The organism is Curtobacterium sp. ZW137 (genome assembly GCF_003762905.1).
Taxonomy (GTDB): domain Bacteria; phylum Actinomycetota; class Actinomycetes; order Actinomycetales; family Microbacteriaceae; genus Curtobacterium.
Genome location: NZ_RJKS01000005.1, coordinates 117,277 through 139,043 on the forward strand (window position 1 = coordinate 117,277; position 21,767 = coordinate 139,043).

The 21,767-nt window shown below is 73.1% G+C and carries 17 protein-coding genes; 9 read left to right on the forward strand and 8 right to left on the reverse strand.

What is annotated here, in order from left to right:
• Positions 1-7: 7 nt before the first annotated feature.
• Both EDF55_RS16790 and EDF55_RS16795 read right to left on the reverse strand, forming a co-directional pair.
• The gene (locus tag EDF55_RS16790) at positions 8-1,534 is read right to left on the reverse strand and encodes a DUF2142 domain-containing protein (RefSeq protein ID WP_123656129.1); all 1,527 of its coding nucleotides are present in this window, start codon (positions 1,532-1,534) and stop codon (positions 8-10) included.
• Complete coding sequence (locus EDF55_RS16795; protein WP_123656130.1) at positions 1,531-2,061, reverse strand: GtrA family protein; 531 nt, start codon at positions 2,059-2,061, stop codon at positions 1,531-1,533. The genes EDF55_RS16790 and EDF55_RS16795 overlap by 4 nt, the downstream gene beginning before the upstream one ends.
• 103 nt (positions 2,062-2,164) lie before the next feature.
• Here EDF55_RS16795 and EDF55_RS16800 point away from each other — a divergent pair, with 103 nt between their 5' ends.
• From EDF55_RS16800 to purE, 4 genes are all read left to right on the forward strand, one after another.
• Positions 2,165-3,328 carry a 5-(carboxyamino)imidazole ribonucleotide synthase gene (locus tag EDF55_RS16800; protein WP_311316794.1) on the forward strand — a complete coding sequence of 388 codons (1,164 nt, stop codon included), beginning with the start codon at positions 2,165-2,167 and terminating at the stop codon, positions 3,326-3,328.
• Between the two features lie 139 nt (positions 3,329-3,467).
• Positions 3,468-5,528, forward strand: coding sequence for a glycoside hydrolase family 6 protein (locus tag EDF55_RS16805; protein ID WP_123656132.1), 2,061 nt, complete (start codon positions 3,468-3,470; stop codon positions 5,526-5,528).
• A gap of 35 nt (positions 5,529-5,563) precedes the next feature.
• Positions 5,564-6,766 carry a glycosyltransferase gene (locus tag EDF55_RS16810; RefSeq protein ID WP_123656133.1) on the forward strand — a complete coding sequence of 401 codons (1,203 nt, stop codon included), beginning with the start codon at positions 5,564-5,566 and terminating at the stop codon, positions 6,764-6,766.
• Positions 6,767-6,775: 9 nt separating this feature from the next.
• Positions 6,776-7,294 (forward strand): 5-(carboxyamino)imidazole ribonucleotide mutase, encoded by a 519-nt coding sequence (gene purE, locus EDF55_RS16815; RefSeq protein ID WP_123656134.1) that lies wholly within the window; start codon positions 6,776-6,778, stop codon positions 7,292-7,294.
• A 68-nt stretch (positions 7,295-7,362) separates the two neighbouring features.
• Here the strand turns inward: purE and EDF55_RS16820 are convergent, their stop codons facing one another.
• The gene (locus EDF55_RS16820; RefSeq protein WP_123656135.1) at positions 7,363-8,505 is read right to left on the reverse strand and encodes a glycosyltransferase family 1 protein; all 1,143 of its coding nucleotides are present in this window, start codon (positions 8,503-8,505) and stop codon (positions 7,363-7,365) included.
• Positions 8,506-8,572: 67 nt separating this feature from the next.
• Positions 8,573-9,538 (reverse strand): lysylphosphatidylglycerol synthase domain-containing protein, encoded by a 966-nt coding sequence (locus EDF55_RS16825; protein WP_123656136.1) that lies wholly within the window; start codon positions 9,536-9,538, stop codon positions 8,573-8,575.
• Between the two features lie 119 nt (positions 9,539-9,657).
• Here EDF55_RS16825 and EDF55_RS16830 point away from each other — a divergent pair, with 119 nt between their 5' ends.
• Complete coding sequence (locus EDF55_RS16830) at positions 9,658-10,722, forward strand: glycosyltransferase (protein ID WP_260236094.1); 1,065 nt, start codon at positions 9,658-9,660, stop codon at positions 10,720-10,722.
• A gap of 262 nt (positions 10,723-10,984) precedes the next feature.
• Here EDF55_RS16830 and rfbD read toward each other — a convergent pair whose 3' ends face one another.
• The 4 genes from rfbD to EDF55_RS16850 all read right to left on the reverse strand — a co-directional run bounded on the left by rfbD (position 10,985) and on the right by EDF55_RS16850 (position 16,680).
• The gene (gene rfbD, locus EDF55_RS16835; RefSeq protein ID WP_123656137.1) at positions 10,985-11,836 is read right to left on the reverse strand and encodes a dTDP-4-dehydrorhamnose reductase; all 852 of its coding nucleotides are present in this window, start codon (positions 11,834-11,836) and stop codon (positions 10,985-10,987) included.
• Positions 11,833-12,819 (reverse strand): dTDP-glucose 4,6-dehydratase, encoded by a 987-nt coding sequence (rfbB, locus tag EDF55_RS16840; RefSeq protein WP_123656138.1) that lies wholly within the window; start codon positions 12,817-12,819, stop codon positions 11,833-11,835. The genes rfbD and rfbB overlap by 4 nt, the downstream gene beginning before the upstream one ends.
• 65 nt (positions 12,820-12,884) lie before the next feature.
• Positions 12,885-15,722, reverse strand: coding sequence for a hypothetical protein (locus EDF55_RS16845; RefSeq protein ID WP_123656139.1), 2,838 nt, complete (start codon positions 15,720-15,722; stop codon positions 12,885-12,887).
• 16 nt (positions 15,723-15,738) lie between these two features.
• Entirely contained in the window at positions 15,739-16,680 is a 942-nt protein-coding gene (locus EDF55_RS16850) for a glycosyltransferase family 2 protein (RefSeq protein WP_123656140.1), read from the reverse strand.
• 107 nt (positions 16,681-16,787) lie between these two features.
• Here EDF55_RS16850 and EDF55_RS16855 point away from each other — a divergent pair, with 107 nt between their 5' ends.
• Genes EDF55_RS16855 through EDF55_RS16870 form a run of 4 tightly spaced genes read left to right on the forward strand, consistent with a single transcriptional unit; the run spans position 16,788 to position 21,694 of the window.
• Positions 16,788-18,302 carry a DUF2142 domain-containing protein gene (locus tag EDF55_RS16855; RefSeq protein ID WP_148079033.1) on the forward strand — a complete coding sequence of 505 codons (1,515 nt, stop codon included), beginning with the start codon at positions 16,788-16,790 and terminating at the stop codon, positions 18,300-18,302.
• Between the two features lie 9 nt (positions 18,303-18,311).
• Entirely contained in the window at positions 18,312-18,920 is a 609-nt protein-coding gene (locus EDF55_RS16860) for a dTDP-4-dehydrorhamnose 3,5-epimerase family protein (RefSeq protein ID WP_123656142.1), read from the forward strand.
• Between the two features lie 12 nt (positions 18,921-18,932).
• Positions 18,933-19,796, forward strand: coding sequence for a glucose-1-phosphate thymidylyltransferase RfbA (gene rfbA / locus EDF55_RS16865; protein WP_123656143.1), 864 nt, complete (start codon positions 18,933-18,935; stop codon positions 19,794-19,796).
• Between the two features lie 8 nt (positions 19,797-19,804).
• Positions 19,805-21,694, forward strand: a complete 1,890-nt coding sequence (locus tag EDF55_RS16870; RefSeq protein ID WP_123656144.1) for a glycosyltransferase — start codon at positions 19,805-19,807, stop codon at positions 21,692-21,694.
• The last annotated feature ends 73 nt before the right edge of the window (positions 21,695-21,767 follow it).

Sequence of the window (21,767 nt, forward strand, 5' to 3'; positions counted from 1 at the left end):
GGTCAGGTCACGGACGGAAGGCGCGCTGGGTGGTGAACCCGCGTCGGGCGACGGCCGTGACCGTCAGCACCAGGCCGGCCGCGACGAGGACCGCGAGGACCACGACGGCGGCGAACGGCACGGTGCCGGACGCCTCGAACCGGGCGATGCCGGCCGCGGTGACCGGGAAGCGGGCCGCGTTCCAGAACCAGCTCGCGACGACGGACAGGCCGTAGAGCCCGACCACCGGTGCGGCGACGGCGATGCCGACGGCCAGCGCGCGGCGGCCGCCGGTCGACCGGGGGATGCGGCGCCACGCGACCGCGCTGATCGCGATGAGCGCGACGATCCCGGGGAAGTAGTAGCGGCCCTGCGTCGCGGCGACCTCGGTCGTGGTCAGGTACGACTCGACGCTGTTCTGCATCTGCAGCGCGACGAGGAGCGCCGGGAACACGGCGAGGCAGACGACGGCGGTCCGCTCGGGGCCGCGGCGGAACGCCCAGACGACCACGACCACCAGGGTCACCACGGTCAGGACGGCGGTCAGCAGGTCGCCGATGCTGACCTGCGCGCGCATGCCGGGGCTGCCCCAGAACGTCCTCGCGACGGTGCCCCACGCGACGTCGAGGAAGTGCCCGACGGTGGGGTGCTCACCGGGTGGGAAGGCCCGTGGCGGCCGCATCGAGGAGTACCCGTCGGTCTGGAGCACGTGGTACACGAGCAGGTTCCGGAGCCACCACCAGCCGCCGAGCACGCCGCCGATCGCCAGGGCCCCGAGCGCCCGCAGGGCCCGGACACCGAGCGACAGCGTGCCGGCGCCGGCGACGAGGACGACGAGGGCGACGAACGGGATCGCCGGCAGCCCGGTCGCCTTGAGCGAGACGAGCAGCCCGAGCGCCACGCCGAGCGCCACGAGCGTGCGCCGGCGGAGGTCGCCGGTGAGGAGCCGGGTCGCGAGCCACACGACGACCCCGCCGAACAGCATCACCGGCGCGTCGTTCGTGACGGACGCGCCGATCGAGGCGAGCTGCGGCGTGGCGAAGAGCGCGAGCCCGCCGACCAGGGCCGCCCGCGGTGAGCGGGTGAGGCGCCGCACGGTCGCCCACGCGAGCAGGGCGAGGGGCGCCACGAGCACGGCGTCGAACAGGCGCAGCGCGAGGAGGGCGTGGTCCCAGCGGAGGGACCCGAAGTGCACGATGCGGAGGACCGCGGCGTCGAGGACGTAGGCCGTCGGCGGGTGCTGGGTCATCTGGTCGACGGTCGCCGAGTCGCCGGGGTTCGCCGCGAGCAGCTCGCTCATCGTCGACCAGGTCGAGGACGGCCCCGCCGCCTGTTCGGCCTGCGCCGCGACCAGGGCGTTCGAGACGTGGAGCGTGCCGGGAGCCGGCCAACCACCGCCGGTGGCGACGTGCACCGCCGCGCCGAAGTGCGCGGTCTCGTCGGGGGCCTGGAACGGCGGGACGACGACCGCCCAGAGCACCAGCCAGAGCCCGAAGGCGGCGGTGAGCACGGCGATCGCGACGCGCTCCCGGCGCGCGAGCGGCGGTGCCGTCATCGCTCGGTGGTGGCCGTCGCGGGCGCTGCGCTCGTGGAGGTGGTGCTGGTGGTGCCGGTGGTGCTCGTGGTCCCGGTCGTCTCGTCCGCGGGCTGCCGCTCGGTCCGGTCGGGGTGGTAGACCCACACCTTGTAGAGCCAGAACCGGAACGCGGTACCGAGCACCAGGCCGATCACGTTGCCGGAGATGTTGTCCGCGAGCGCCGACGTGAAGCCGAACACGTAGTGCGAGAGCCCGAGGCAGCCGAGCGAGATCACCATGCCGCCGAGGGAGACGACGACGAACTCGATGCCCTCACGGGTGGCGACCGAGCGGCGCTGGTCGCGGAAGGTCCAGTAGCGGTTGCCCATCCAGTTCACGAAGATCGCCACGATCGTGGAGATCACCTTCGCGATGAACGGCCCCGCGTGCACGTCGTCCGGGGAGAGCACGGTGGCACGCAGCAGGTTGAACAGCCCGGTGTCGACGACGAAGCCGATCGCCCCGACGACGCCGAAGCGTGCCAGCTGCGCAATGAGTCGCCGCACGAGGTCTCCAGGATCCGTAGAGTTGTGGCTGGCCGGTGTCCCGGCACTTCCCCGGTCGAACACCGGACGAAGAGGATTGTAGACAACTCGCGCTCGTCGGACGATGAGAGCGACGGAAGGAACACTCAGCATGGCGTTGCGGGTCGGGGTCATCGGCGGAGGACAGCTGGCGCGGATGATGGTCCCCGCCGCCGTCGAACTGGGCATCGACATCCGGGTGCTCGCGGAGGGGCCGGGCATGTCCGCGGCGATCGCGGCCACCGCCGAGGGCGATTACCACGACGCCGAGACGGTCCTGGCGTTCGCGCGGGACGTCGACGTCGTGACCTTCGACCACGAGCACGTGCCGCAGGACGTCCTCCGGGCACTCGTCGACGCCGGTGTCGCCGTCCGACCCGGACCCGCGCCGCTCGGCGTCGCGCAGGACAAGATCGAGATGCGCACCCGCCTCACCGAGCTCGGCATCCCGGTGCCCGACTGGGCCGCGGTGCAGGACCCGGACGAGCTCCGCGCGTTCATCGCCGACCACGGCGGCCGCGCCGTCGTGAAGACCGCCCGCGGCGGCTACGACGGCAAGGGCGTCCGCGTGGTGTCCGACCCGGCCGAGGTCGAGGACTGGTTCACCGCCGTCGCCGAAGCGGGCGGCGACCAGGCGCTCCTCGTCGAGGAACTCGTCCCGTTCACCCGGGAACTCGCACAGTCCGTGGCCCGCCGTCCCTCCGGCGAGATCGTCGCCTGGCCGCTCGTCGAGACGGTGCAGCGCGACGGCGTCTGCGCCGAGGTGATCGCACCGGCACCGGACAGCGCCGGTCGCCTGGCCGACCTCGCCGAGTCGATCGCGGTCCGCGTCGCCGAGGAGCTCGGCGTCACCGGCGTCCTCGCGGTGGAGCTGTTCCAGACCGACGACGAGCGGATCCTCGTCAACGAGCTCGCGATGCGCCCGCACAACACCGGGCACTGGTCGATCGACGGCGCGACGACCAGCCAGTTCGAGCAGCACCTCCGTGCCGTGCTCGACCTGCCGCTCGGGGCGACCGGGATGCACGCCCCCGTGGCGGTCATGATCAACGTGCTCGGGGGACCCGCCGACGGCGACCTCGCCGCGCGGTACCCGGCGGCGCTCGAGGCGTTCCCGGAGGCGAAGTACCACTTCTACGGCAAGGCGCCCCGGCCCGGGCGGAAGATCGGGCACGTGACGGTGGTCGGGGACGACGTCGAGGACGTCGTGTACCGGGCGCGGTCGGCTGCGTCGCACTTCGACGACTAGTCCGCCGATCGGGGGACACCCCCTCGGGTGGCACCCGCACTGGGCGGTGGTCGCCGTCGACGACGCGTGTTGCCATGGATGGGCCGAGGCGCCTGCAGGGGGTGCCGTCCCACGGCGTCGTCCCCAGGGGGTCCAGCGCATGCGCCGTCGTCCGTTCCGTGCTGCCGTCGCACTCGCGACGACCCTCGTGGTCGCCGGTGGCGTGATCGTCTCGGAGTCTGCGGCGGCCCCGCCGGCGACGGCTGCGACGGCCGCGACGGCCGCGACGGCTTCGGCAGCTGCCGCGACGGCTGCGGCTGCTGCCGCGACGACGACGGCTGCTGCCGCGACGACCGCGGCCGCGATGCGCCAGGCGTCCGCCGCGTCCCTCTACGGCGCCGGCCAGTACCGCTCGCCCACGAGCGAGGCCGCGAAGGCCGCCACCGCTCTCGCCACCACCGACCCCGCCGGCGCCCGGGCGGCGTCGACCATCGCCCAGTACCCCGTCGCGACCTGGCTCGGGGAGTGGGCACAGGGGACGACGCTCACGAAGACCATCGACACCGCGGTCGGCGGCGCCGCGCAGACCGGCACCACGGCCGTCTTCGTCACCTACGCGATCCCGTCCCGGGACTGCGGCGGGTACTCGGCCGGCGGCTTCGACGAGACGACCTACGACGCGTGGGTGGACCAGGTCGTCGCCCGGGTCGCCGGCAAGCGCGCCGCCGTGATCGTCGAGCCGGACTCGCTCGCGATGCTCAGCAACGCCGCGTGCAGCACCACCCTCGACCAGCAGCGCTACCGGATCCTCGCCCGTGAGGTCGCCGCGTTCACCGCCGCCGGGGTCCCCGCGTACCTCGACGCCGGCAACTCGAACTGGGTCCCGGCCGCCACCATGGCCGCACGGCTGAACAGCGCCGGCGTGCAGAACGCCCGCGGCTTCTTCACGAACGTCGCGAACTACTACCCGACCGCGCAGGAGCAGGCGTACGCGCAGAAGGTCTCGGCGGCCACCGGGAACTCGCACTACGTCATCGACACGTCCCGCAACGGCCAGGGCTGGCGCGGCACCTGGTGCAACGGACCCGGCGCCGGCCTCGGCACCTCGCCCCGGGTCGCCACCGACGGCACGGCGCTCGACGCCCTGCTCTGGGTGAAGACCCCGGGCGCGAGCGACGGCACCTGCAACGGCGCCCCGGCCGCGGGGAAGTGGTACTCGGCCTTCGCCCAGGCCCTCGTCGCCAACGCGGTCCCCGGCGTCCCCGCGGCCGCGCTCGCACCGCAGGGCGCGTTCGAGTCGCTCACCGGGACCGCGGCAGCGCTGCGGATCCGCGGGTGGGCGTTCGACGAGGACGACCCGACGCATCCGGTCACCGTCCGGGCGACCGTCGACGGTGTGGCCGTGGGAGCGGTCGCCGCGGCCGCCAGCCGGCCCGACGTCGACACGGCGTACGGCGTCGGCGCGCCGCACGGCTTCGACGTCACCGTGCCCGCGACCGAGGGCACCAGGAAGGTCTGCGTCACCGCCGTCGACGTCGGCACCGGCCCGGACACCGCGCTCGGGTGCCGGACGGCGACGGTGTACCGGCACGACCCGTACGGGCAGCTCGACTCGGTGTCGGTCCAGGCCGGCGGCATCGGCGTCGTCGGCTGGGCGTTCGACGCCGACCAGCCGTCGGCGTCGACGAGCGTGGCGATCACCGTCGACGGCCGGACCGTCCGGACCCTGACGGCGAACGGTCGGCGCGCGGACGTCGACGGCGTCTGGCACACCGGCACCGCGCACGGCTACACCGGCACCGTCCCCGGGGGCGCCGGGAAGCACACCGTCTGCGCCGTCGCGAAGAACGTCGGATCCGGTACCGACCGGAAGTCCACCTGCCGCTCCGTCACCGTGCCGGCAGCGGCGCCGGCCGCACACCGCGACAGCGTCCGGTCCTCGGCGCACCGGCGGGTGACCGTCCGCGGGTGGGCCTTCGACCGGGACGCGACCGGGTCGGCCGTCACGGTCCGGGTGAGCGTGGACGGGAAGGCCGCGGGGTCGTTCGCCGCCTCGGGGACACGCGCGGACGTGGACGCCGCGTACGCGGTGGGGACGCGGCACGGACTCGCCGCGGTGCTGGTGGCACCGAGCGGCCGGCGCACCGTGTGCATGACGGCGGTCGGGATCGGAAAGGGCGGGAACACGTCGCTCGGGTGCACGACCCTGACGGTGCGCTGACGCCGCCGGTGGTCCTCCTCCGGGAGAATGGCCGCATGTCAGACCCCCTCCGCCGTGCCGCCGGACGACTCCGCCGCGTCGCGGGACGCGTCCGTCGGGGGATCGCCCCCGGCGGTGCACCCGAGAACGCACCGGCACCGGCAGCGGCACCGGCACCGCCGCCCCCTCCGCTCCCGCTCGTCGGGTACGTCGTCGCCGGTGGTGGTGGGGCGCACCCGGCCTCCGCCCACGTCCGCGTCGTCCGCCGGACCGAGCAGCTCGCGGCGAGCGGGACGGCCGAGGTGCACCAGGTGGACCCGGAGACCTTCGTCGACGGTTCCGACGAGCGGCCGTACGTCGCGGTGCTCGTCCAGCGGGACATCCTCCCCGTCGCGAGCGTCGCGCCGTTCCTGGCCGCGGCCGCCGACCGGGGCGTGGCCGTCGTGGCCGAGGTCGACGACGACTTCTTCACCGCGTCCGGCCGGGACCGCCTGGCCCGCGCCGAGTACGACCCGGACCGCCTGGCGTCGATCGACGCGCTGGTCCGTGGCGCGGACGTCGTCGTGGTCAGCACGCCGGAGCTCGCGGACGTCGTCCGGCCGATCGCCCGGGACGTGGTGGTCGTCCCGAACGCGCTCGACCCGACGCTCTGGGTCCCGGAGCCACCCGACAGCACAGCGGCGCAGCCGGACGACGGCGGTCCCGAGCACCGTGTCCTCTACATGGGCACGCTCACCCACGCCGCCGACCTCGAGCTCCTCCGCGACGTCTTCGACGACCTCACCGCGCCGGACGGCACCCCGATCCGCCTCGAGGTCATCGGCGTCACCGAGGACGACGGCCCGGCCTGGTACCGCCGCGTCGAGGTCCCCGACGGCCACTACCCGGCGTTCGCCCGCTGGCTCGTCGACCACCGGACGCGCTGGCGTGCGGGCGTCGCACCCCTCCGCGACGAGGAGTTCAACCGCGCCAAGAGCGACCTGAAGTTCCTCGAGTACACCGCCCTCGGGCTCCCCGCGGTCGTGTCCGACCGGCCGTCGTACCGGCTGGCGGGGGAGCACGGCGCGGTCCTCGTCCCCGACGACGTCGCGGCGTGGCGGGACGCGGTCCGCACCGCGGTCGAGTCCGGTCGCGCCCCGGAGCGGGCGACCCGCTGGGTGACGTCCGAACGGACGCTCGGCGCCGACGGCGACGCGTGGTCGCGGGTGCTCCTCGGCGAGCGTCACCACCGCCCTGGAGGCCCGGTGCAGCACCGCTAGGCTCGTCCCGTGACCGACACCGCCGCCTCCACCCCGCCGCTCGTCTCGATCATCATGGGTTCCGACTCCGACTGGCCCACCATGCGTGCGGCTGCGGAGATCCTCACCGAGCTCGGGATCCCCTTCGAGGCGGACGTCGTCTCGGCGCACCGGACGCCCGACAAGATGACCCGGTTCGCGCGCGGTGCGGCCGAGCGCGGCATCCGCGTCGTGATCGCCGGGGCAGGCGGAGCAGCGCACCTGCCGGGCATGGTGGCGTCGATGACGACCCTGCCGGTGATCGGTGTCCCGGTGCAGCTCGCACGCCTCGACGGCCTCGACTCGCTGCTGTCGATCGTGCAGATGCCCGCCGGCATCCCTGTCGCGACGATGGCGATCAACGGTGCCGCGAACGCCGGGCTCCTGGCGGCGCGGATCATCGGCTCCGCCGAGCCCGCGGTCGCCGCGCGGCTCACGGAGTACGCGGACGGCCTCGAGCGCCTCGTCGAGGAGAAGGCCGCGCGCCTGCGGGACTCCCTCGGCGCCTGACACCGAGGCGGTGCGACCGCGTCGGGGACGACCCGCTGCGACCGCGTCGGGGGACGAGCCGCGGCGGATCAGAGGTCGGCGTGCAGCTGCCAGGTCTCGATGGCGGAGTCGTTCCAGTCGAACATCCGCGCCCGGTCCGGGCCCGCGACGGCGAGCTGCCCGGCGAGGTACGGGTCGTTGACGACCTGGTAGATCGCCTGCGCCAGCCGTTCCGGGTAGCCGGCACGGGGGTCCCGAGCGACCGTCACACCGGCGTCCGAGGCGACTTCCCGCACCGCGGGGTCGTCGGAGTGCACCACGGGGGTGCCGAGGCTCATCGCCTCGATCACGGGGAGGCCGAAGCCCTCGGCGAGGCTCGGGAACACGAACACGCTCGCGCGGTCGTAGACCACGGCGAGGTCCGGGTCGTCGACGCGGCCGAGGACCTTGACGCGGTCCGGTGCGAGCCCGGCGCGCTCGGCGGTGCCGATCACGTCGACGTCGCCCCAGCCGTCGGGGCCGGAGATCACGAGGGGGATGTCGGCGGGCGCGTCCGGGTGCGCCATCGCCTCGATCAGGTACGACAGTCCCTTCCGGGGCTCGAGCGTGCCGACGGCGAGGACGTAGCGCTCGGGGAGGCCGAGCCGCTCGGCACGGAGGTCGGCGTCCACGGGGATCCGGAGCCGGCCGCTCGGCGCACCGCCGATGACCCGGAGCCGGTCGTCGAACCGGTGGATCTCGTTGAGGTGCCCGGCGACCGCGTGGGTCGGGACGACGACGGCGTCGGCGTACTTGTACGCCCGCTTCACCATCGCCTTGTGGAAGTGCACGCCGCGCGGCGTCAGGGTCTCCGGGTTCGTCCACGGGACCGTGTCGTGCACCGTGACGACCGTCTGCCGGCCGGGTTCCTGGAAGCGGTTGTGCTTCACGAGGGGCGCGAGGACGCTCGGGGCGTGCACCATGCCGTGCGATGCGCCGCGGGCCACGCCGCCCTGCCAGGCGAGCGCGAGTTCACGGCGGGGCAGCGCCAGGCGGTCGAGACCGGACAGGCCGGGGAGCAGGGTGCGCAGGTGCTCGACCTCGGCCGGGGAGACGGCGGAGACCACGGCTTCCACGTCGCAGCCGGCGGGTGCCGTCTGGATGAGCTGCCGGGTGAGTTCCTCCGCGTAGCGGCCGATGCCACCGGGGACCGGTGCGACCACCTGGTCGACGATCACGCGGAGAGTGGTCATCTGGTGTTGCTCCTCGAAGGTCGTGCGGGATGGCTGCCCGGCGCGTCGCCAGAGCGTACCAGCGGGGTCAGGGAGTTCCCGGAGTGCGGGCGCGGGTCGCGGCACGACGACGTCGCTCGCCGAGCACCGCGGCTCCGGCGAAGACGAGGTCGACGACGGTGAGCAGCACGCGGGACATCACGGCGACGCTGACCGCTGCGGACGCGCCGAGCGGCACGCCGGCGGTGAGGAGCGCGGTGAGCACGGCCTCGCGACCGCCGAGCCCGGCCGGCAGGAAGAACACCAGGAACCCGACGAGCCAGGCCAGGGCGTAGGCGCCGATCGTCAGCGTGGTGACGCGGAGGTCGACGTGCCCGAGGGGCGCGAGCACGAGCACGATGTGCACGCCGAACACGACCCATGCCAGCGCCGCCCAGCCGAACGCCCGGGCGATCGCGCCGATGCCGAGGTCGATGGTGCCGAGGTCGCGGCGGGTGACCTTCGACGCCAGGCGCAGCCCGAACCGGAGGACCGCCGGGTGCAGCGCGGCGAGCACGATCGGGACCAGGAGCACGACGAACCAGTAGCGCGCGAAGGCGTCCGGCTGCACGAACGGGATCGTCACGGCGGCGACCGAGACGCCGGCGCCACAGCTGATGAGGAGCGTGAGCATCCCCACAGCGACACTGCGCGCCGCCGGCACCCGGTGTTCGCGTCCGAGGTCCGCCTGCGCCACGATCGGCCACACCGACCCCGGGATGTACTTGCCGATCTGGGAGAGGAAGAAGACCCGCTGCGCCGCGCCGATCGGGATGTGGTGGCCGGCGCCGGACATCAGCGCGCGCCACGAGAGGAACGTGATGTACGTCGCGAGCGCGCCGGCGACGAGTGCGGCGACCAGGGTCAGCGGCTCCTGCCGGGTGAACGCCTCGGCGATGTCACCGGCGCGGGGCACGAGGAAGGCGATGCAGAGCGCGAGGGCCACGACGAGGCCGACGACACGGACGACGGTCTTGGTCCGGGAGCGCTTCGCGGGCTGGGGGAGGTCGGTCATTCTCACCTAGGGTTGATCGGGTGCGCCAGGACCGGGACGGCGCGCGCGACCACGGAGAAAGGGCGGCCCACGTGCGGATCTTGGCCTTCGGAACATACCAGGCGGCGGATCACCCTCGGGTGCGAGTGCTCGCCGACGGCCTCCGTGCACGGGGGCACGTCGTGGCCGAGGCGAACGTCCCGCTCGGCCTGTCCACGAAGGACCGCGTCGCGATGCTCGGGTCCCGCTCGGGCGCGCTGTCGATGGCCGGACGCCTGGCCCGCAGCTGGTCGGCCCTCGTCGGCAAGGCGCTCCGTGTGCGGCGTTCCGGCCGTCCGGACGCGGTCCTCGTCGGCTACATGGGGCACTTCGACGTGTGGCTCGCACGCCTGCTGTTCCCGCGCACCCCGATCGTCCTCGACCACCTGATCTTCGCCGCGACGACCGCCCAGGACCGCGGTGTCGGCGACGGCGGCCTCAAACAGCGCCTCCTGCGGTTCCTCGACCGCGCCGCGCTCACCATCGCGGACGTCGTCGTCCTGGACACCGACGAGCACCGCGACCTCGTCCCGGCAGCGCTCCGGGAGAAGGCCGTGGTCGTGCCGGTCGGCGCCACCGAGAACTGGTACGACGCCGGCGCGCACGCGGTGGAGCGACCCGCCGACGACCCGCTCCGCGTGGTCTTCTACGGCCTCTTCACCCCACTGCAGGGCGCCGGCACGATCGGCGAGGCAATCGGCGCGCTGCCCGACGACGGCAGCGTCCTGGTCACGATGATCGGCAGCGGCCAGGACCTCGACGAGGCGCAGTCACGGGCCGCCGGGGGCGCTCCGACCGAGTGGCTGCCGTGGGTGGACGCCGCCGACCTGCCCGCCCTGGTCGCCGGCCACGACGTCGGCATCGGCATCACCGGCACCACCCCGAAGGCGCTCAAGGTCGTCCCGAACAAGGTCTACCAGTGCGCGGCAGCCGGGCTCGCCGTCGTCACGAGCGACACCGCCCCGCAGCGCCGGGCCTTCGGCGATGCGGTCGTCGCCGTCCCCGCTGGCGACGCCGACGCGCTCGCCGCCGCGATCCGCGGGCTCGCCGCCGACCGTGCGCTCCTCGCCGAGCGCCGGGCCGCCGCGTCCGCCGCCGCCGACCGCTTCCGTCCCGCGGCGGCCGTCGAGCCGCTGGACGAGCGCCTCAGCACCGTCACCCGCTGACCGCAGCCGAGCTCGCGAGACCCCGCCGACTTGGCGAGACCCCGCCGAGCTCGCGAGACGCCGCCGACGTGGCGAGACGCCGCCCAGTTCGCGAGACGCCGCCGACTTGGCGAGACGCCGCCGGCCGGGGCGGCGTCTGGGCCGTTCGGCGGTGTCTCGACCGGAGAGCGGCGCCTGGCAGGGCAACGGACGGGAGGCCCTGCTCGCGTGCCGCGCGTGGCGGACGTGAGCAGGGCCTCCCGGTCGGAGCCTGGTGGGGGTCTCAGGAACTGAGCACGCCCGCCTCGGCTGCCGCGTGCAGTGCTTCGCGCCAGTCGCGCATCGGGGCGATCCCCGCGCGTGACCAGGCGTCGTGGCCGAGCACGCTGTACGCGGGGCGCGGCGCCGGACGCACGAAGGCCGAGCTGTCGGTCGGCAGGACCCGCTCCGGGTCGAGGCCGACCTCGGTGTAGATCGCCTTCGTGAAGTCGAGCCAGGACCCCTGGCCGCCGTTCGTGCCGTGGTAGATGCCGGCCGGAGCGTCCGCGTCCAGGAGCGCGACGATCTGGCGGGCCAGGTCACCCGTCCAGGTCGGCTGCCCGATCTGGTCGGTGACGACGCTCACGGTGTCGTGCGACCCGGCGAGGCGGATCATCGTCTTCGCGAAGTTCGGACCGCCGGCACCGTAGAGCCACGCGGCCCGCACGATGTACGAGGAGTCCGGGGCGATCGCGCGCACCGCTGCTTCGCCGGCCGCCTTCGTCCGGCCGTAGGCGCCGATCGGGTCGGTCGGCTCGTCCTCGGCGTACGGCGAGGTGCCGTTGCCGTCGAAGACGTAGTCGGTGGAGACGTGCACGAGCTTCGCGCCGGCGGCGACCGCGGCGGTGGCCAGGACCTCCGGGCCGCGGGCGTTGACCGCGAAGGCCGCCGCCTCGTCGGACTCGGCGTCGTCGACCTTCGTGTACGCCGCCGCGTTGATCACGACGTCGTGGCCGGTGACCGCCGCGGTGACGGCGTCCTGGTCGGTGATGTCGAGGTCGGCGCGGGAGAGCGCGGTGACGTCACGGCCGGCGAGGGCCTGCTGGAGGTCCTGGCCGAGCATGCCGGCGGCGCCGGTGATCAGGTACCGGGTCATGCGAGCGCCGCGCGCTCCTTGAGCGGCTCCCACCAGGCGCGGTTGTCGCGGTACCACTGGACGACGTCCGCGAGGCCCTGCTCGAACGGGACCTGCGGCTCGTAGCCGAGCTCGGCCTGGATCTTGGAGATGTCCACCGAGTAGCGGAGGTCGTGGCCGAGGCGGTCGGCGACGCGGTCGACGTAGGACCAGTCCTTGCCGGTGGCCTCGAGCAGCATCTCGGTGAGCTCCTTGTTCGTGAGCTCGGTCCCGCCGCCGATGTTGTAGATCTCGCCCGCGCGGCCCTTGACGAGCACCATCGCGATGCCGCGGGTGTGGTCGTCGACGTGCAGCCAGTCGCGGATGTTGTTGCCCTCGCCGTAGAGCGGGACGTGCTTGTCGTCGATGAGGTTCGTGACGAACAGCGGGATGACCTTCTCGGGGAAGTGGTACGGCCCGTAGTTGTTCGAGCAGCGCGTGATCGAGAGGTTCAGCCCGTGCGTGCGGTGGTAGCTGCGGGCGAGGAGGTCGCTGCCGGCCTTCGACGCCGAGTACGGCGAGTTCGGCTCGAGCGGGCGGTCCTCGGCCCACGAGCCTTCGCTGATGGAGCCGTAGACCTCGTCGGTGGAGACGTGCACGAAGCGCGCGGTGCCGTGGCGGAGCGCGGCGTCGAGGAGACGCTGGGTGCCGACGACGTTGGTCTCGACGAAGATCCCGGAGTCACGGACGGAGCGGTCGACGTGGGACTCGGCGGCGAAGTGCACGATCGCGTCGATGCCGGGGATCACCTCGTCGAGCTTCGCGGCGTCGGTGATGTCGCCCTGCACGAACGTGTAGCGGGGGGAGTCCGCGACCGGTGCGAGGTTCTCGAGGTTGCCCGAGTACGTCAGGGCGTCGTAGACGACGACCTCGGCGCCCTCGAGCCCCGGGTAGGCGTCCTGCAGGGTGCGGCGGACGAAGTTCGAGCCGATGAATCCGGCTCCGCCGGTGACGAGGATCTTCACGTGGTCTGGTTCCTTTGGGTTGCCGTTGGCGTTGGATCGATTCCCGATTGTAGGGGGAGCGTCTGTCAATCGAGTATTTCAGTGCTGCCGGTCGGCTCGGCGCCGGGTCCCGCGCGGCGGCGGCGTCGGCCGAGCACCACCACGAGCACGCCGACCACGATCGCGACGAGGACCGAGCCGATGGTCGCGACCAGACCGGCCGACAGACCGGGGACCGTGTACGAGACGGCGACGGTGTGCTTGCCCGCCGGCACCCAGACGGCACCGCCGGCGTGGTCAGCGGCGACGAGCGGGGTCGACTTGCCGTCGACGGTCGCACTCCAGCCGGGGCGCTGCAGCGAGTCCTCGACCACGACCCAGCCGCCCTGCTCCGCGTCCACGTCGACCGTGGTCGCGTTCGGGTCGCTCGAGTCCACGTCGAGCTCGGCATCGCCGCCACCCGCCGTGTGCTTCGTCGGCTTGCTCAGCACGACCTCGTCCGCCGGGGTTGCCGGGTCGTCGAGGGTGTCGACACGGTCTGCGGCCTTCTGGACGACGGTCTGCGACGACGCCCAGCGGACCCGGTCGTCGGTCCCGCCGAGCTCGTAGATCGTCGCGTCGCCGGTGTGCGCGACCGTGACGTCGTCGCCGGCCTTCGGACGGACGACGGTGATCGCGGCCTTGCCGTCCGCGTCCGTGCCGATCGGGACGCGCTTGTCCTGGCCGGTGACCGTGATCTCCGCGTGCCACGACGTGGACGCCGGGATGTCGTCGCCCTCGAGCGCCACCGCGCGGCCACCGCCGAGCCCGGGGACCCAGGTCTCGGTGGAGGTGAGGGTCTTGCCGGTGTCGTCGGCGACGATCGACACGGTGAGGTCCATGCCGTCGGCCGAGTTCGTCGGCGCCGGGGGACCGGTGAACTCGATGCCGTTGATCGGCCCGGTGTTGCTCGGGGAGTCGACCGACGGGTTCGCCTTCGTGAGGTCGGCCCACGCGGTCGACGGCGTGCTCGGGTCGGCCTGGCCGACGAGGGGCGCCGACGGGTCGGAGATCACGTAGCGCACCGCGAGGCGGTCCAGGAGCGGGGAGGAGATCGTCGACGGCAGGTTCGTCGGCCGCAGCGACGAGTACGTCGGTGTGACGTAGACGTCCGGGTCGATCGCCGTCATGAGCTGCTTCCACTCCTGCGTCTGGAAGGTGTGCCCGGTGAGGGAGCGGATCTGGAAGTACGACGCCGAACCGGGCAACCCGGCCTGGCCTGCGGTGGCGAAGCGCTCCTGGTCGGTGAGGTGGTTCTCCAGGTACTTCAGCGCCGGCGTCGACGGGTAGAAGGTCGAGACGGGGGCGATCGGCCACCACGCCTGGACGGAGGAGATCGCCGGGACGACGACCATCGCGATGACCCCGACGCCGGCGACCGCCGCGAGGACGCGGGACCGGAAGAACCAGACCAGCGCGATCGCCAGGGCGGTGAGCGCGCCGATCACCGCGGTGCGGACGACGTCCACCTTCAGCTCGTGCAGGTGCGGGACGGGGACGGAGTAGAGCGCCATCCGCGTCTGGTAGGCGACGCCGGCCGCCGCGGCGAGCACGATCAGGACGACCAGGCCGCGACCGATCCAGGCGACCGGGCGCGACGAGCGGAGCCGACGGAGCTCGTCGAGCAGGTGCTCGGGCTCGACCAGTCGCCCGAACCCGATGCCGGCGAGTGCGGCCGCGAGGAACCCGACGATGCAGCGCATGCGCCCGATCGGGTTCGAGTCGAAGACGGGGAGCTCACGGATCGCCGCGAGGACCGGGCCGCCGACGTAGACGAGCACCACGCTGAGGGCGAGGAGGCCGAGGAGGATCCAGACGATGCCGGCCGCACGCTGCACCCGCGGGCGCACGAGCAGCGCCGCTGCGATCAGGACGACCACCGCGATGCCGACGAACGACGCGGTCTCGACCGGGTTGCGACCGCTCCAGGCGTCGCCGCGGCTCTCGTCGTTGGCGATGTCGGCCACCCACGAGCTGACGAGCGACAGGTACCCGAGGGTCCCACCGCCGCCGGACTGCGCGCGGGCGCCGAAGTCGATGACGTTCGCCGCGTTCACCGCGAACGGCAGGAGCTGCCACGCGGAGAGGAACAGGCCGAACACGATGCCGCCGACCGCGATCGCCGCGCTGACGAGCACCCCGCGGACGCTCCGGAGCGCGACCATGCTGCGCGCGACGAAGTAGATGCCCCCCGTGAACAGGGCGTACCCGACGATCGCGGGGAACCCGCCGAGGAGCATGCACGCGAGCGCGACCCCGACGGCGACGACGTCTCGGAGCTTCCGCTCGGTCGCCGCACGGTCGATCGCCCAGAAGAGCAGCGGGATGAACGCCGCGACGCGGGTCTGCGGCCAGTTCGTCCACGCGACCATGAACCCCGAGGCCGAGTACACGATCGCGGCGATCGGCCAGCCGGCGCGCGGGACGCCCCAGCGGCGGAGCAGCAGCGCCATGCCGACCGTCACGACGACGATCTCGAGCAGCTTCACGGCGCCCGGTGCGTACGAGAAGGGCAGGACCCACCACGGCAGGGAGAGCGGGGACCACGCGCCGGAGTCGGGCAGGCCGCCGAGCTCGGTGCCGCCGGCGACGTACGGGTTCCAGGCGCCGAACACGCCTTCCTGCGCGAGACGGACCAGCAGCGACACCTGCGGTGCGGCACTGTCGATCGTGTCGCTGTCGAACACGTTGCTCGACTGCGTCGTCGACTGGAACGTGTCCGCCCACGGGGTGAAGCGGTTGAGGAGTCCGGTGTTCAGGAAGGTGCCGTGCCCGAGCAGGGCGGGCCCGATCGTGAAGAGCACGAAGGCCACCAGCGCGGCCCACGACGCGATCTCCACCCAGGCCCCCGGACGACGGATCCAGAGGGCGGCGCGGGTGCTCATCGAGAGCGTCCGCGCCTCAGTCGCCATACCGCTGCAGCTTCTGCAGGTCCAGCTGCTCCTCGGCGAGGGTGCGGTTCAACCGGGTGAGGTCGGCGACGACGCCGATGACCAGCGACAGCACCGCCGTGATCAGCAGCACCACGCCGAGGATGATCGACTGCAGGTGGTTCCCGCCGGTGTTCGTCCAGAGGAGCACGAGGTACCGGATCAACGGCCAGGCCCCGAGTCCGCCGAGGACCACGGCCACCCAGGCGAAGAGCGCCATCGGGCGGTACATCAGGTAGACGCGGGCGATCGCCGAACCGGACTGGAACATGTGCTGCCAGATGTTCTTGAACAGCCGGGACTCGCGGGTCTTCGGGTTCGTCGTGATCGGCACGGACGCGATCGCGAGCCGCTTGTAGCCGGCCTGCACGATGGTCTCCATGCAGTAGCTGAAGCGTGTGACGATGTTCAGGCGGATCAGCGAGTACTTCGTGTACGCGCGGAAGCCGCTGGCCGCGTCGGGCAGGTCGAGGCCCGCCGCTCGGCTGGCCACCCAGGACCCGAAGCGCTGCATGAGCTTCTTGAAGCCGGAGAAGTGCTCAATCGTGCGGGTCTGCCGGTCGCCGATCACGATGTCGGCTTCCTTCCGCAGGATCGGCTGGACCAGCTCCGCGATCTGCGCCTGCGGGTACTGGTTGTCGCCGTCGGTGTTCACGACGATGTCGGCACCGTGCAGCAGGGCGTAGTCGACGCCGTCGCGGAACGAACGGGCGAGGCCCATGTTCGTGGTGTGGTGCACGAAGTGGTGGACACCGTGCTCCCGGGCGACCTCGACCGTGCGGTCGGTGCTGCCGTCGTTGATGACCAGGACCTCGATCTCGTCGATGCCGTCGATCTGCGTCGGGATCGTCTCGAGGACGCTGGCGAGGGTGTTCTCCTCGTTGAGGCAGGGGATCTGGATGAAGAGCTTCACGGGGCTGCGGTATCTCGTTTCGGGATGCGGGCGCACGGCTTCCAGGTGCGAGGAGGCCATGACAGCCTAAGCGAACGACCGATGGACCCGTGGGAGAATCGCTCACCGTGCGACGCTTCCTGCCACGGCTGCCCACGGCGGTCGTCATCACCGCCGCCGTCTTCGCCGTCCTCGCGTCCCTCGCGGTCGGCTGGAGCGCCGCCCCGCTGAACACCGCGGACGAGACGGCCCACCTCGACTACGCGATCGGGCTCTGGCACGGGCACCTGCCGGTCTTCGAGCAGGGACTCGCCATCCGGCCGCCCTTCGGCATCGTCCCGCCGGTGCAGTGGGTCGCCCAGCACCCGCCGCTGTTCTACGCGCTCGTCGCCCCGGTGGTCGGGCCGCTCTGGGACGGCGGACACCCGTACGCCGCGGTGCTCGCCGGGCGCTCGGTGAACGCGCTGCTCGCCGGGGGAGCCGTCCTCGCCACCGGGTTCGCCGGGTTCCGCGTGGTGCCGCGCCGACCGGCCGTCGGTGCCGTCGCCGCGATCGTCATCGCCTGCACGAGCATGCTGCTGCTCGTCGGGGGCGCGGTCTACAACGACCTGCCGAACACGATCCTCGCCGCGCTCGCGATCGCCGTCGGCGCGACCGCGCTCCGCCGGGGCCTCTCGACGCGCCTGGTCGTCGTCGCGGGGGTCGTCACCGGGCTCGGCATGCTGAGCCGGGCGTCCTTCGCGGTGTTCGTCGTCGCGGTCGTCGTCGCCCTGGTCCTCGCGGCGCGCTCCGGCTCGCGCTCGGCGCCGGGCTCCCGCTCGGCGCCGGGCTCCCGCTTCTGGGACGGGTGGGGGCGCCTCGTCGCCGCAGCCGTCGCGGCGCTGGTGCCCGTCCTCGCCGCCGGGTGGTTCTACCTCCGCAACATCGCTCTCACCGGCAATGCCGAGGGGTCGCACCCGGAGTGGGCCGCCGAGCACCTGCACCGGCACACCGCTTCCGCGTCCGAGGTGCTCACCGACCACGACTTCTGGACGGGGTTGTTCTCGGTGTTCCTCGGGCACCTCGCCGAGGACGGCGCCTGGACCTGGCTGCTGCTGCTCGGCCCGCTGGCGCTGGCGCTCGCCGCCGCGGTGGTCGGCGTCGTCCGACGCGCGGGCCGCGGCAGCGCGGGCCGCGGCAGCGCGGGCCGCGGCAGCGCTGCCCGCGGCGGCGCTGCCCGCGGCGGCGCAACGCCCGCCCGCGCGTCCTCCATCCGCGCCGACATCCGCGCCGACTGGCTCGTCGCCGCGATGCTCGCCGCTGTCGTCCTGCTCGTCGTCGTCGCACAGGTCCGGTTCACGATGAGCGGCGGTTCGGCACACGCCCGGTACCTCCTCGCCGTGATGCCGGTGCTCGCGATCCCGATGGCGATCGGCCTCACCGGGTTCGGCCGGATCGCGTCCTCGGTGCTCACCGTCGTGTGGACCCTGCCGGCCGCGTGGGTGTGGTTCGCCATCCTCGACCTGCAGGCACCCGTCGCCGGGTCGAGCGCGGTCCTCGTCGTCGCCCGGGTCGTCACCGTGCTCGCCGTCGTGGTGCTCGCCCTCACCCTCGTCCTGACGGTCCGTCTGCTGACCAGGAAGGCGCCTGGAGTGCTGCGGTAGGCTGCCCCGGTGCAGATCCGCGAACTGAAGATCCAAGGCGCGTGGGAGTTCACCCCCGTCCAGCACGGCGACGCACGAGGAGCCTTCCTCGAGGCGTACCGTGCCGACGTGCTCGAGGACACGGTGGGCCACCCCCTCGACCTCCGCCAGGTGAACATGTCGATCTCGTCGCGCGGCGTCGCGCGCGGGATCCACTACGCGCTCGTCGCCCCGAGCCAGGCGAAGTACGTCACCGCCGTGCGCGGTGCGTTCATCGACTACATCATCGACATCCGTGTCGGTTCGCCGACGTTCGGGCAGTGGGACTCGGTCCGCATCGACGACGTCGACCGCCGTGCCGTGTACCTCTCCGAGGGCCTCGGCCACGCGATCGTCGCGCTCGAGGACCAGAGCACCGTGAACTACCTCGTCAGCGCCCATTACGACCCCCAGCGCGAGAAGGGGATCAGCATCCTCGACCCGACCGTGGGCCTGGAGCTGCCGGACGGCATCGGCGAGCCCGTCCTGTCCGAGAAGGACACCAGCGCCCCGACGCTCCTCGACGCCGCCGAGCAGGGCCTCCTGCCGACGTACGAAGAGTGCGTCGCCTACACCGAGTCCCTCCGGACGAAGAAGTAAGAAGGAGACCCGATGAAGGGCATCATCCTGGCCGGCGGTTCCGGCACCCGCCTCTGGCCGATCACCAAGGGCATCAGCAAGCAGCTCATGCCGATCTACGACAAGCCGATGGTCTACTACCCGCTGTCGACGCTGATGATGGCCGGCATCCGTGAGGTCCTGGTCATCACCACCCCCGAGTACAACGACCAGTTCCGTGCCCTGCTCGGCGACGGCTCGTCCCTCGGCATGGACATCCAGTACGCCGTGCAGCCGAGCCCGGACGGCCTCGCGCAGGCGTTCGTCATCGGTGAGGAGTTCATCGGGGACGACAGCGTCGCGCTGGTCCTCGGCGACAACATCTTCCACGGCACCGGCCTCGGCACGAGCCTGCAGAAGAACACCGAGGTGCAGGGCGCCACGATCTTCGCGTACCACGTGGCCGACCCGAAGGCGTACGGCGTCGTGGAGTTCGACGACGACTTCAGCGCCGTCTCCATCGAGGAGAAGCCGGCCGAGCCGAAGTCGAACTACGCCGTCCCCGGCCTGTACTTCTACGACAACGACGTGGTCGAGATTGCGAAGACCATCGAGCCGAGTGCGCGTGGCGAGCTCGAGATCTCCACGGTCAACGAGCGCTACCTCGAGGCCGGCACGCTCGGCGTCGAGGTCCTCGACCGCGGCACCGCCTGGCTCGACACCGGCACGTTCGAGTCGATGATGCAGGCGTCCGAGTACGTCAAGGTCATCGAGGACCGTCAGGGCCACAAGATCGGGTGCATCGAGGAGATCGCCTGGCGGAACGGCTGGATCGACGACGCGGCCCTCGCCGCGCTCGCCGCGCCGCTCGCCAAGAGCGGGTACGGCGTCTACCTCCAGCAGCTGCTCGCTTCCTGACACGCCCCGTGGCGCTCTTCCGACGCCGCCGTGCGAACACGACGGTCTCCGGCTCCGGTCTGGAGGCCCGACCCGTGTCCGACACGGCGGCGTCCGTCGTCCGCGTGGCCGGGTGGCAGAGCACGCCGGTGGCCTCCGACAAGTGGGTCACGGTGCTCCTCGTCAGCCGTTCGGACCGGTACGCGGCGCTGCCGGCGATGGTCGCTGCCGCCCGGCTCGCCTTCGGCCCGGACGTCGACGTCCGGGCGGTGGGGTACGTGGCCGACGCGTCACCGCAGGACCTCCAGCAGCGGGGCGTGCCCTGGGTGCGTCCCGACCCGGTCGACGGCATCGGCTCGGCGATCAACGCCGGGGTGGCCGCTGGTGTCGGCCGGGTGCTCGTCGTCGTCGACTCGACGGTGGGCGTGACCGACCAGGACCTCCAGGTGCTCGCCGCTGCCGGGTCTGACCAGGTCGTCCAGGCCCGGGTGCGGATGCCCGACGGCGTCCGACGCGACGGTGCCCTGCTGCTCCGCCCGGGCGCGCTGCCCTGGACCGACGACGGCCGCCGGACCGACGACGGCCGCCAGACCGAGGGCGCCAGCCGGACCGACGACGGCCGCCGGACCGTCGGCGCCGCGGACCCGGACGACCTCGACACGATCCCGGTCGTGCCGGTCTTCGCAGCGGACCAGCCCGTGGTCTCGATGCCGCGGGCCGCGCTCCTGCCGGCACCGTGCCTCCCGGACGAGCGGATGACGCTGACGGCCTGGACCCGCGCCGCTGCCGACCGGATCGCCGGAGACGTGCGCCTCGTCTGGTCCGTGCGGCGGAACGCCGAGGCCGGGCGGACGATCGACGCGGCCACGGTCGACGCGTTCACCGCGTGGCGGGACCGCGGAGCGCAGGACGGCGCCGTCGTCGCCGGACCGCCGCTCCCGCCGTGGGGCGCCCGTCCGGTGTCGCCGTCAGTGGACCGTTCGCGTGCCGACACGGAGTTGTCGTGGGCGCTCAAGATCGCCGCTCCCGCCGGACCCGAGGGCGACGGCTGGGGCGACGTGCACTTCGCGACAGAGCTTGCCGAGGCGCTCGAGCGGCTCGGGCAGCGCGTGCGCGTCGACCGCCGCGACGCCCACGTCCGGGACGACGACGCCGAGGACGACGTGACGCTGGTGATCCGCGGCCTCGACCGGGTGCCGCCGAACCCCGCGTCCGTCAACCTCCTCTGGGTGATCAGCCACCCCGACGACGTCGCGGACACCGAGCTCCGCTCCTTCGACGCCGTGTTCGCCGCCGGTCCGGTGTGGGCCGCCGCGGCCGCCGAGCGAGCGGGCGTCCCGGTGCGGACCCTGCTGCAGGCCACGGACCCGGCGGTGTTCACGCCGGGTGCCCCGGGGGCGTCGGCGGACGCCGGGCGCGTCGTGTTCGTCGGGTCGACCCGCGGTGCCGAGCGGCGGATCGTGTCCGACGCGGTGGCGCTCGGGGCGGACCTCCGGGTGCACGGGCCGGGCTGGGCCGACGTGCTGCCGGCCGCGATGGCGGGGGAGTCCTCGCTCTCCCGGACAGCGGTGGCGGCGGCCTACCGCGACGCCCGCGTCGTGCTCAACGACCACTGGCCGGACATGGCGGCCGGGGGCTTCCTCTCGAACCGGGTGTTCGACGTGCTGGCATCGGGCGGGGTCGTCGTCACGGACCCCGTCGCGGGGCTCGCCGACGTGCTCGAGGTCCCCACGCTGGCGGTCGCGTCGTCGCGGGAGTCGCTCGCCGCGCTGCTCGACCCCGCGTACGCGTGGCCGTCGCCCGCGGAGCGGGCCGCGGTCGCCGCGCGGATCGCCGCCGAGCACTCCTTCGATGCCCGGGCTGCGGTGCTCGTCGAGGCCGCGCGCGCCGAGCGCGAGCGGCTCCGCCGCCGGCGCTGACGCGGCGCGCCGCGGCGCCGCGGCCGCGCGCAGCCGCGCGCCCGCGGCATTGCCGCGGATACGCCGCACAACC